Origin of the sequence: Pseudokordiimonas caeni, assembly GCF_026719705.1 — a bacterium.
In the GTDB taxonomy this organism is placed as follows: Bacteria; Pseudomonadota; Alphaproteobacteria; order Sphingomonadales; family Kordiimonadaceae; genus Gimibacter; species Gimibacter caeni.
Map to the genome: position 1 here is coordinate 73567 of NZ_JAPPRR010000003.1, position 11451 is coordinate 85017.

The window sequence follows — 11451 nt, forward strand, 5'->3', positions numbered from 1 at the left end:
GCCATAACCTAAGCGCCCGCCTTGCTGCTGGCAAGAGGGCGCTTTATTGTTTTTGAAATTATTTATGTCACAAATTCCGATATGCGGAATTTACTTTTAGCGAAACGCCGGCCCATGCATCCAGGCCACAAGCGAATAGCGGGTGCCTACTGTCACCGGCGTCACCCGATGCGGCGCGAAGGCTGGAAAGGCAATGGCGGCGCCGCGCTCCATGGGGGCAGCGACAGGCATGCCATCGAGATTCACTTCCAGAAGGCCACCCATATAATCGGCCGGGTTCGAAAGCTGCACGACAAGCGCAAGCTTGCGGCTGCGCGTGGTGCCGGCCGCACCGATATCGACGTGCCAGTCATAATGGTCGCCGAGCGGGGCAGCACTTCCAAGTGCGCGGTAGCGCTGCAGGAGGATGCCTTCCTCGAACCCGTCGATGGCAAAAGGAAAAGCTTCATCGACGGTCGCCGAAGCGAACCGTATGAGGGCAGATGTGAGATCCGGGATTGTGTCGAGATCGAGCCAGAGGCTGGTGGAGGCTCGTACATTGGGATCTGCGACGCCCCCGGCAAGCCGGGTCTCCGTCGCTTCTTCCGCCGCATCCAGCCTGGCTATCAGATCGTCAAGCAGGCCTTCGTCGACCCCGAGCGGGGCCACGAACGGCGCCAACCGCAGGGTTGGCGGAACCAGCTGGGTCACGATTCGCCGAGGCAGCTCTGCAGATCATACTCGTCGCACAGGCGCACCACGTCCTCGACCGTCACGCCAAACCGGTTGGCAATGTCGTCGGCCGAATGACCGGTGTTCAGTGCATTGAGGAGAACAACTTCGCTCACGGGCCACTTGCCGGTGAAATGATTGGCCGCTTGATTCAGGTCGGCCAGACTCGTCGCTAAAGGCATTCCATGCTCCATGCGGACCGGAAACAACCCGGATTACGGCACCACAGGGCCGCCCGCTCCTTCCATGATAATGAAACTGTCATAAAAGCAAATAGGATTTCGCCTCCAAGATGTGCGGTTTCAGCGTCACGACTCTGGCAAGGCCTTGTGTTGGTTTCGTGTCACAGCTTTTGGCAAAATCGGCGGAAGAAACTGTTTTCTTTTGATTTTGTGCCGATTTGATACAATTTTAGGCAATCGTTAACTGTATCTCGGTGATATGTCGGCAATGTGTGGACACTGTCCCGAGTCCGAGGTTAACTGAAGTTTAATAGAGTGCGCCCCAAGTGCGGTGTGCTCGATGCGCCGGGTAACCGGCGGGATGTACAAGGGTACAGACCATGAGTAAGACGCTAGTGAAATCGAAAAGCCGTGTGAGCAAGAAGGCAGCTGCCCTGCTGGTTGTTCTTCTGGCGACCTCCAGCTATATCAGCCTTGGCGGCGGCGGTGGCCTCGGCGGTACGGCTCCGAATGCTGGCAATGCCGGCGCGCTGCGCCCGGGCGGTTCGGCTGGCGGTTTCGATCTCGCGGCGCTTGCGGCACGCCTTGCCAACGATCTTCTGCCGGCAGCCGGTTTCGGCCGCACAAACCCGGCAGGCGAGCCTTGGGAAGACATTTTCTTTTATGCTGAGCGGCGCCCGGTCGGCGCAGGTGAAGAAGGTGGCGAGAGCTATCTCTTTAACGCCGTGTCCGGCGAGGAGGGCCTTGACCGGCTGGCTGGTGCTGATGGTGAAGGCGACGGCAGCGGCGGCGATGGCGGCGATAGCAGCGCCACGGGCCTGAGCGAAGGCGGCAATGGTGCTGGCGACGGTTCGGGCGATGGCTCTGGCGACGAGGGCGGCTCGGGTGGTGGCTCCGGCGGCGGTTCCGGTGGCGGCGGCGGTGGTGCAGGCGGCCCCGGTGGCGGCGGTGGCGGCGCTGGTGAAGGCGGCTCACCCGAAGACCCCGATGATGAAGATGATGGCGAAGGTGGTGACAACGGCGGCGGCGGTGACAATGGTGGCGGTGGCGACCAGGGTGGCGGCGACGAGGGCGGCGGTGGAGATGATGGTGATAACGGCGGCGGTGGCGGCGATCCCGATGGCCCCGGCGGCGATGACGACGATGACGACAACACCATCGAAATTCCTGACGACTCCTGCCTGATTGACGGTTGTGACGACGATGATGGCCCGGATGGTCCGTTCGACCCTGAAGATCCGACTGGTGGCGGCGAAGGCGGCAACCCCGGTGGCGGTGGCAATAACCCCGGTGGCGGTGGCAATCCGGGCGGCAGTGTCCCTGCGATCCCCGAGCCTGCAACTTGGCTGACCATGCTTCTGGGCTTCGCCGGTGTGGCCTCGATGGTGCGCCGTCGGCGCAAATCGATCGCGGCGGAAACCCGCCGCGCCTGACGCGAAGCGACACGTCCAATGAATTTGAAAAGGCGGCTCCATGTGGGCCGCCTTTTTCTGTTCAGATGTACCTGCGGTGAAACCGATGCCTAGCGACTGGTCACCGGCCCGGTTGACGGGCGAACGATCAGATTCGGGACAAACACGTCTGCCTCGGGGCCGGCACCCATATCTTCCGTTGTGTGGGGCCGCATGGCGCCGATGAGTCGCAGCATGGCCTGCCGGGCGATGGCTTCAGTCTTCTGGGCTGCGGTCGTCAGGGGCGGGCTCGATTGCCGCGAGAAGGGGCTATCCTCGAAGCCGGCGATCGACAGGTCACCGGGCACCGTCATGCCGTTGGCGCGGGTGGCGGCCAACGCGCCTGCCGCGATCTCGTCGTTGCAGCCGAAAATGGCAGTCGGGCGGTCGGTCCCGGCAAGCAGCGCCTGCGTGCGGTTGAAGCCCGAATCAAAGGTATAGCGGCCGGGCAGAATGAGCGCGGGGTCGACAGGCAGGCCGTGTGCCCGGAGGGCTGCTTCATAACCGGCGCGCCGTTCGGGCGTGGAGCGGTGTTCCTCTTCCCCCGAAAGAAAAGCGATGCGCCGGTGGCCGAGCTGGACAAGATGATCGGTCAGTGCGTAGGCCGCAGCGCGGTCATTCACATGCACGGCGGGGGCAGGGCCGCCCGGTGCCTCGGCGCCCGAGACGATCCGCACCACATGGATGCCGCGGTCGGCGAGTGCCTGCACGATATCGTCATTTTCCGAAATCGGCGGCGCAAGGACGAGGCCTGCGAGGCGCGAATGCAGCACGAGGTCGGCCAGTTCGTCGATCAGCTGAGGCGAGGCGGCATCGCACGGATGGATCTGCAGGCCGTAGCCAAGTTCGCGGCAGCATTTCAGCACGCCCTGCTGGATATCGACCACATAATATGGGTTGGGGTTGTCGTAAACGAGGCCAACCGCATAAGAGGTGGCGCCGCGCAGGTTGCGGGCTGCCATATCGGGCTGATAGCCGAGATTATTGATGGCTTCCTGCACCTTTTCGCGCGTCTCCGTGCGAACGGTCGGTTCATTGTTGATCACCCTGGAAACGGTCTTGAGCGACACTCCGGCCTGTCGCGCCACATCCTTGATCGTTGCCTTGCTCAAGCTTGTTCCCCTCTCCAGTCGCCGGGTGCGGCGCCGAGACTCATCCGCCTGTTTCCGGCGGGTCGTTTGTCCCCGATCACCCTTATGGCTGGCTGCTTTGAATGCGTCAATGCTACCGGGCTGGTTGCAGTGTACGGCCTATCCCCATGACTCGTCACGATAATTCAATGATAACGTCGTCATTATGAATGACATCGTAAGCATACATGAAAAAATAGACTAGACAACGTTGTCATAATCAATAAGCATGACAATCAGATGACACGCGGGGGCGTGGCTTCGGGCGCGGCGTTATCCGCCATGCGAACGGGACAGGGCGCAGCGATGTGCCCGACGGGAAGTGAAGGGGCGACTTGCATATGCAGGCCATGACGGGACTGGACATTTCTGGCAAACGGCCAAACGCACAGGCCGTGTCCGGCTATCGTCTGTTTGCAGCCGATGTAGGGGGTACGCATGCCCGCCTCGCGGTGATTGATGCCGACGTGAATGGCAATGCCCTGTCGATCCATCACTATAAAAAATACCGCAACCTCGATTTCCCGAGCCTCGCCGCCATCGTTGAAGATTTTGTCGCTGCCACCGGCCCGACCGGCATCAAGGCCGCAACGCTTGCCAGTGCCGGCTATGTGGTGGGGGATGACCTTATCGCCACCAACCTGCCGTGGTCGGTGAAGCTTTCCGATATCCGCGACAAGCTCGGTCTTGCCGACATCTGCACCATCAACGATTTCGTCGCGGTCGCTTATGGCACCCGGCATCTGAAGCCCGAAGAGACAGTGATCCTCAACAAGGGCGCCAAGACCAGCCCGCGCGATACGATCGGCGTTATGGGGCCGGGCACCGGCCTTGGGGCTGCGGTGCTGGCGCACAGCGGCGACACTGTCCTTGCGCTGAATACCGAAGCTGGCCAGGCCTCGCTTGCCCCGGTGACGGACCGCGAGATCGAGCTTCTGAAAGCGCTGAAGAAGCGTCACAGCTTCGTCTCGCTCGAAACCGCGCTTTCGGGGCCGGGCCTGCTGCGCCTCTACCATGCCATGGCCGATGTGACCGGGCGGGCGGCAGGGCTTGAAACGCCCGAGGCGGTCTCCGCCGCTGGCCTTGAAGGCAGCGACCAGCTTGCCGCTGAGACACTTGAACAATTCTGCGAACTGATGGGCAGCGCGGCGGGCGATTTCGCGCTCGCGTTCGGCGCGCGCGGCGGGTTCTACCTCGCCGGCGGCATCCTGCCATCGATCCGCGACTATCTTCTGGCGAGCCGCTTCATGGAGCGGTTCGCGGACAAGGGGGCCATGCGCCCTTTTCTGGAAGACATCCCGGTGCGGCTTATCGACCACGGCCAGTTGGGCGTGATCGGCGCAGCCGGGTGGTACGTGAACACCGAGTTGCGAGTTTGAGTTACCCGGCATCAAAGCCGGGAGTTTGAAGAAGGGCCGAAGTTGCGGCCTCGAGACTACCAAGGGCGAAGCTGACCCAGGCAAGGCCGGGGCGGCGAAACTTTACCGAGGGAACCAGGAGGAAGACATGAGGGTTACACGGAAGTCATTCATGAAAAGTGTGAGCGCGCTTGCGCTCATCGGGGCGGCCGCTGGCGCGGTGCAGGCCCAGGAAGCAGGCAACGGCGATTTCGAGGAAATCACCGTAACCGGCATCCGCGGCGGCCTCAGGGCAGCGCTTGATGTCAAGCGCAACAACGATGGCATTGTCGATGCCATTTCGGCCGAGGATATCGGCAAATTCCCGGATCGCAACGTGGCGGAATCGCTGCAGCGCGTACCGGGCGTTACCATCCAGCGGCAGTTCGGCGAAGGCGCCGGCGTGTCGATCCGTGGTGCGGGCCAGGATCTGACACTGACCACGCTCAACGGCCAGAACGTGGCCTCGACCGGCTGGTTCGTGCTCGAGCCTGCCAAGCGCTCGTTCAACTATGAACTGCTGCCGTCGGAGCTTGTCGGCAATATCCAGGTTTACAAGTCGAGCCAGGCTGACCTTGCTGAAGGCGGCGTCGGCGGTACCGTTGTGATCAACACCCGCAAGCCGCTTGAAATGGATTCAGGCTCTTTCTACGCGTCGGTTGAAGGCCAGTATCAGGAAGATTCGGGCGAGGTCGATCCGCAGGCGTCGGCCCTGTACAGTTGGAAAAACGCCGAGGAAACCCTCGGTATCCTCGTTTCGGGCGTGTATCAGCAGCGTCACCTGCAGCGTCAGGGTAACGAAGCATTCTGGGAATGGGGCGCTGGCCCGGTCGGCTTTGAACAGAACCGCAAGCGTCGCGCGCTCAACGCCACCATTCAGTGGCGCCCGACCGAGGAACTCGACATCGTCCTCAATGCCACCGACATGCAGATGAAGGCGGACAACACCAACTATGCGCTGTGGCTGACGCAGGGCAACTGCACCTGGTGCGGCGTTGATGTGGCGCCCGACGAGCAGCTGTTCGGCACCCCGGTCGCCGGCCCGCTGAATGTGGCCTATTATCAGGCCCGTCCGCGTGAAGCGACCATGAATTCGGATGTCATCGACCTGTCGACCACCTACACGGGCGAAGGCTACAAAGCCTGGTTCCAGGTGGGTCGCACCAGCTCGACCGGTGGTACCGATTTCGAGATGGTTGTGGATGATGGCACCGGCGGCACCCCGATCCCCGGCGGCACCTATGATTTCCGCAATGGCAACCAGACGTGGGATCTCGCAGGCTTCGACCTTGAAACCTACGATCCGGGTTCGCTTGCCATGGGTGTTGGCTCGGCCTTCAACAAGACGCCGAAGACCGACAAGGAATGGTATGTCCAGGCTGATGCCGAGTGGGATCTGGATCTTGGCGTGCTGAAAACCTTCAAGGCCGGTGTGAAATATGCCGACCACAATACCACGAGCCGCCGCTTCGAGTTCACGCAGGCTGCGGGCTTCGACAACATCCTTTCGACTTCGGGTCTCGCCACCGGCACCTATGACGTGGGCGCCGGCGATTACAAGATGATCCGCTTCGATTCCGAGGCGATCAAGGATTGGGCAAAAGCCAGCATCACCGGCGAAGTCGAAGACCTTGGTGCCTATTCGGAAGTGACCGAGAAGAACTTTGCCGCTTACGGCATGAGCTCCTTCGAGGGTGACGGCTTCCGCGGTAACTTCGGCGTTCGCTTCATCCATACCGATGCCACTTCGACCTATTTCGTCGGCGGCACCGAAACCGATACGGACGGCAGCTACAACCAGTTCCTGCCGAGCCTGAACGTGGCCTTCGATGTGGCGGAGAATGTGATCGTCCGCACTTCGGCTGCCCGCGTGATGGCGCGTCCGCAATATGTCGACATGTATGTGAACCCGAACGTTGTGGGCTCCAACGACGACCTGCCGAACAACCAGTACTGGATCATCGGCAACGTCGGCCTGAAGCCGTTCGTGGCAAACCAGTTTGATGTCGGCGTGGAATGGTACTTCGCTGAAGGCTCGCTTCTGTCGGCGGCTGTCTTCATGAAGGACGTGAAGAACTTCGTGAACTTCACCGAATATCATGCCGACGATGCTGACGTACCGTTCCCGGGTGTGCTGCGCCCGGACGAGATTGCTGCCGGCTGGACGGTGCAGGAGAAGGTGAACGGCAAGGCCGCCACCGCCAAGGGCTTCGAATTCCAGTATCAGCAGGAATTCGGCAACGGCTTCGGCGCGATCGCCAACTATACCTTCACCGATGCCAAGACGGACCGCGATACCTTCACGGACCGCAACCGCATCCTGTCGGACAGCTCCAAGCACTCGCTGAACCTGACCGGTTACTATGAGAACGAGGACTTCCAGGCGCGTCTCGCCTACAACTGGCGCAGTGCCTACATGCTGCGTGAGTCGGGCTCTTACGGCAACCGCCTGCATGACGACTATGGCAGCCTCGATTTCAGCGCGTCCTGGTTCATCACCAGCAATATCTCGCTGAAACTGGATGTGAACAACATCCTCGAGGAAAGCTCCAAGCAGTTCGGCAACAACGCTGCGCGTACACCGAACAGCGGCTTCACCAACGGCTTCCCGCTCTATGAGTACGAGATGCCGCGCCGTATCACGCTTGGCGCAGCTGTGAAGTTCTGAGCATTAACCATGTAAGCAAAGAAAAAGGGGAATACGTTCCCCTTTTTCTGGACTGTAGCGGGCAAAGCTTTACCAATACGGCATTCGAGGTAAAGGAGACACCATGACTATCAATATTGTGCCCCTGCAGGCCACCATCCACGACAAGATCAAGGTCAAGGATCCGCGTTCCGCAGTGATTTTGGACAGCCAGATTCTGCCGCTCGTCATTCAGGAAATTCCGGCCGCAGCTGCCGACATGCCTGTGGTTTTTGTGAAGAACGGCGAAACCGGTCAGTTTCAGGCAGTTGCCCTGCTCGGGCTCGAGAGCAAGGAAAATCTTTTCGCCGGCCCCGATGGCTGGGCCGATGTCTATGTGCCGCGAATCGTGATGAACATGCCCTTCAAGCTCGTGAATCTCGAAGATGGCACCGGCCGCCTGGTCTATGGCATCGATGACGCGAGCCCGCTGGTTGGCGACGAAGGCGACGCGCTTTACGAAAACGGTACCGAAACCGACTATCTGCAGATGCGCAAGCAGGGCCTGCAAAGCTATGTCGAGCAGGACATGATCACCAACAGCATCATCAAGCTTTTTGTCGATCTCGATCTCTTTGTGCAGAAAAGCCTCGGCGTTGATGTGAAGGGTCAGCGCATCCAGCTGGATGGCATCTATCTGATTGACGAATCCAAACTGAACGCACTGGCGGACGACAAGTTCCTTGACCTCCGCAAGCGCGGCATCCTGCCGGTCATCTATGCGCATCTTTTCTCGCTGCAGCAGGTGCGCCGACTGGCTTCCCTCAAGGCGGGGCGTAATGCGGCCTGATGGCCATATCCGCCATATCCTGATCGTCGGCGGCGGGACGGCTGGCTGGCTTGCAGCCAGCCATCTTGCCCGCCGCCTTCGGGCGACAGACCCGGAGGGTGTCGCCGTCACGCTTCTTGAATCCCCCGATATCCCGATCATCGGCGTAGGCGAAGGCACCGTGCCCGCCTTCCGCCAGACGCTGAAGCATCTCGGCATCCGCGAAACCGATTTCATCCGCGAATGCGATGCCACCTTCAAGCAATCGATCCGCTTTGTGGACTGGGTCCACAATCCCGGCAGCCACCCCACACGCGCCTATCACCATGTGTTCGATTATCCGGCCGTGGACGGCCTGGACCCTACGCCCTATTGGCTGATGGGGGCAGCGGGCGACAAAAGCTATGTGGATGCTGTTTCGGTGCAGGGGCAGGTTATCGACCAGCATCTTGGCCCCAAGCTGATGACCCAGCCCGAATATGAAGGCATCACCAATTATGCCTATCATCTGGACGCCCCGAAGCTTGCCGCCTTCCTGATGCGCCACGCGACCGAAAAGCTCGGTGTGAAACATATCCTCGCGAATGTTACGGGCGTGGAGATGGCCGAAAGTGGCGATATCGCAGCAGTGGAAACCGACCGCGCCGGGCGGGTGGATGCTGATCTTTTCGTCGATTGCACCGGCTTTTCGGCAAAGCTTATCGAAGGCGCCATGGGTGTCCGCTTCGTGCCCAAAAGCGATGTGCTTTTCTGCGAGCATGCGCTTGCCGTGCAGGTGCCTTATGCGAGCCCCGATGAGCCGCTGCCGTCCTGCACCCATGCGACCGCGCTTGATGCCGGCTGGGTATGGGATATCGGCCTCACCGACCGCCGGGGCACCGGTTATGTCTACTCCTCGGCGCATACAAGCCACGAGGCGGCGGAAGCCGCCCTTCGCGAATACTTGCGCCCGACAATCGGCAAAATGGCTGACGAGGTGACCCCGCGCCGTATCCCCATGCGCATCGGCATGCGCGAGAAGTTCTGGCAGCGCAATTGCGTAGCCATCGGTCTGTCGCAGGGCTTTGTGGAACCCCTCGAGGCCACTGGCATCCTTGTCTATGACGTTACGGCCCGGATGCTGGCCGAACAGATGCCAGGCACCCGCGCGGCGATGGATGCGGTCGCCAGTCGCTTCAACGAACGGGTCCGCTATGGCTGGGACCGGGTGATCGATTTCATCAAGCTGCATTATTGCCTGACAAAGCGCACCGACAGCGATTTCTGGCAGGATAACCGGTGCGAGGATGGCATTCCGGAGCACCTTGCCGAGCAACTGGCAGTCTGGCGCCACCAGCCGCCGACGGCCTATGACTTCGCCACAAGGTACGAGATCTTCAATCTCGAGAATTATCTTTATGTCCTGTACGGCATGGAGTTCGAAACCGACATGGTGCCGCTCGCCGGACGCTACGGCGAGGCCGATGCCGCCCGCCGCCTGTTTGATGATATCGGCCGCGAGGCACGCGAACTGTGCGGCGAACTGCTGCCGCACCGTGAACTGATTGCCCGTATCAAGCGGTACGGCCTGCAAACGATCTGAGGGGCGGGGATGGCAGAGGCACGCAAATCGATGGTGATTGTGGGCGGTGGTTCGGCCGGTTGGATGACCGCCATCTATCTCAACCGTCGTTTCAATCTGGCCGGTCGGCACATGGATATCACGGTGATCGAAAGCCCGGATATCGGCATCATCGGCGTGGGCGAGGCCACCGTGCACAGCGTGCGCTTCTTCTTCGCCCAGATGGGGCTGGATGAAGCCGAGCTTTTGAAGGAAACGAACGGTGCCTTCAAGCTTGGCATCCTGTTCCGCAACTGGATGAAGCCGGTGGATGGGAAACCCCATGAATATTTCCACCCGTTCGAGCACCAGCCGCTCGGTCGCACGCTCGATATCTCCAGCCAGTGGCTGACAAGCGAGCGGGCGGGGGCGGAGCGCTATGACGAGGGTGTGAGCCTTTCAGCCGCCCTCATGAAAGCGCGGCGCGGGCCGAAGACCATGACTTCCCGCGCCTATCAGGGCGTGGTGCCTTATGGCTATCATATCGATGCGACCCTGATGGCGCGCTTTCTGCGTCGCAAGGCTATTGAAGCTGGGGTGCGCCATGTGGAGGCAACAGTCGCCGATGTCGATTGCGACGGCGCGGCGATCAAGGCGGTTGTGACGAACGACGGCAAGCGGTTCGAGGGCGACATCTTTGTCGATTGCACCGGCTTCCGCGGGCTGCTGATCGACCGGCTGAAGGCCGACAATTGGGAAAGTTTTGAAGACGCCCTGCCGTGCAACCGCGCGGTCGCGCTGCAGCGGGAACTGGCTCCCGGCGAAGCACCAAAACCCTATACGACCGCCACCGCACTGACGAACGGCTGGGCGTGGCAGATCGATCTCGTGAACCGGCAGGGCACGGGCTATGTTTACGATGGCAACCGATTGACCCGTGAAGAGGCGGAAGCCGAGCTCCGGGCTTTCCTTGGGCCTGAAAGCAAGGTGCTGAAATGCACTCACCTTGACATGAAAGTGGGCTGCCGCCGCGAATTCTGGGTCGGCAACTGTATCGCCACCGGGCTTGCAGGAGGCTTTATCGAGCCGCTGGAATCGACCGGCCTGCATCTCATCAATCTGGCGGCGGGGCTGATGGGGACCCACCTTTCAGGCGCGCCCGACCAGTCGGTCCGTGACAGTTTCAACCGCCTGATGCGCGGCTATTATCAGGACCTCAAGCAGTTCATTGTGCTGCATTATTGCCTTACCGACCGCGACGACAGCGACTTCTGGCGCGCTGCGCCTGCCACGGTTGACAATACCCCGTGGCTGAAGGCGCAGCTTGAAGCATGGCGGCACAAGATCTGTGAGTTTTCGGACCTTTCGGGCAGTTTCTCGACCATCTTCACGGACGAGAATTACCGCTACATCCTTTATGGCATGGATCACAGGCCGGACCTCTGGACCCGCGCCGACCCGGCCGAGACGGAAGCTGTTTTCGCCGATCTTGCCCGCATGGGCGACACGGCGGTGAAGAACACGGCACCACACGGAGATTATCTGCGCCAGCTGCATATGTGATGCCTGGCGCCATCAGGGATCG

At 60.9% G+C, this 11451-nt stretch carries 9 protein-coding genes; 6 read left to right on the forward strand and 3 right to left on the reverse strand.

What is annotated here, in order from left to right; all coding sequences use genetic code 11:
- Positions 1-96 precede the first annotated feature (96 nt).
- Together OU694_RS13590 and OU694_RS13595 are read right to left on the reverse strand one after the other, a co-directional pair.
- Complete coding sequence (locus tag OU694_RS13590) at positions 97-690, reverse strand: 2OG-Fe(II) oxygenase family protein (protein ID WP_308911555.1); 594 nt, start codon at positions 688-690, stop codon at positions 97-99.
- Positions 687-827 carry a hypothetical protein gene (locus tag OU694_RS13595; RefSeq protein ID WP_289503810.1) on the reverse strand — a complete coding sequence of 47 codons (141 nt, stop codon included), beginning with the start codon at positions 825-827 and terminating at the stop codon, positions 687-689. Before OU694_RS13595 ends, OU694_RS13590 begins: the two co-directional genes overlap by 4 nt.
- Positions 828-1273: 446 nt before the next feature.
- On the opposite strand from OU694_RS13595, the gene OU694_RS13600 reads away from it, so the two are divergent.
- Positions 1274-2326: a PEP-CTERM sorting domain-containing protein gene (locus OU694_RS13600; RefSeq protein WP_308911556.1), complete on the forward strand. Its 1053-nt coding sequence runs from the start codon at positions 1274-1276 to the stop codon at positions 2324-2326.
- 89 nt (positions 2327-2415) lie between these two features.
- Here OU694_RS13600 and OU694_RS13605 read toward each other — a convergent pair whose 3' ends face one another.
- Entirely contained in the window at positions 2416-3456 is a 1041-nt protein-coding gene (locus OU694_RS13605) for a LacI family DNA-binding transcriptional regulator (protein WP_308911557.1), read from the reverse strand.
- Positions 3457-3815: 359 nt separating this feature from the next.
- On the opposite strand from OU694_RS13605, the gene glk reads away from it, so the two are divergent.
- The 5 genes from glk (at position 3816) to OU694_RS13630 (ending at position 11429) form a co-directional block, all read left to right on the forward strand.
- A complete protein-coding gene (gene glk, locus OU694_RS13610) occupies positions 3816-4853 on the forward strand; it encodes a glucokinase (protein ID WP_308911558.1) in 1038 nt (345 codons plus the stop codon).
- 151 nt (positions 4854-5004) lie between these two features.
- Positions 5005-7539 (forward strand): TonB-dependent receptor, encoded by a 2535-nt coding sequence (locus OU694_RS13615; protein ID WP_308911559.1) that lies wholly within the window; start codon positions 5005-5007, stop codon positions 7537-7539.
- Positions 7540-7642: 103 nt separating this feature from the next.
- A complete protein-coding gene (locus tag OU694_RS13620) occupies positions 7643-8347 on the forward strand; it encodes a SapC family protein (protein ID WP_308911560.1) in 705 nt (234 codons plus the stop codon).
- Positions 8337-9908: a tryptophan halogenase family protein gene (locus OU694_RS13625; RefSeq protein ID WP_308911561.1), complete on the forward strand. Its 1572-nt coding sequence runs from the start codon at positions 8337-8339 to the stop codon at positions 9906-9908. Before OU694_RS13620 ends, OU694_RS13625 begins: the two co-directional genes overlap by 11 nt.
- A gap of 9 nt (positions 9909-9917) precedes the next feature.
- Positions 9918-11429 carry a tryptophan halogenase family protein gene (locus tag OU694_RS13630; RefSeq protein WP_308911562.1) on the forward strand — a complete coding sequence of 504 codons (1512 nt, stop codon included), beginning with the start codon at positions 9918-9920 and terminating at the stop codon, positions 11427-11429.
- Positions 11430-11451: the final 22 nt, after the last annotated feature.

What these genes read in the sequence shown, in the direction of transcription:
- OU694_RS13630 (WP_308911562.1), top strand. Translation starts at nt 9,918, where the DNA reads ATGGCAGAGGCACGCAAATCGATGGTGATTGTGGGCGGTGGTTCGGCC.
- OU694_RS13625 (WP_308911561.1), top strand. Translation starts at nt 8,337, where the DNA reads ATGCGGCCTGATGGCCATATCCGCCATATCCTGATCGTCGGCGGCGGG.
- OU694_RS13600 (WP_308911556.1), top strand. Translation starts at nt 1,274, where the DNA reads ATGAGTAAGACGCTAGTGAAATCGAAAAGCCGTGTGAGCAAGAAGGCA.
- OU694_RS13615 (WP_308911559.1), top strand. Translation starts at nt 5,005, where the DNA reads ATGAAAAGTGTGAGCGCGCTTGCGCTCATCGGGGCGGCCGCTGGCGCG.
- OU694_RS13620 (WP_308911560.1), top strand. Translation starts at nt 7,643, where the DNA reads ATGACTATCAATATTGTGCCCCTGCAGGCCACCATCCACGACAAGATC.
- glk (WP_308911558.1), top strand. Translation starts at nt 3,816, where the DNA reads ATGCAGGCCATGACGGGACTGGACATTTCTGGCAAACGGCCAAACGCA.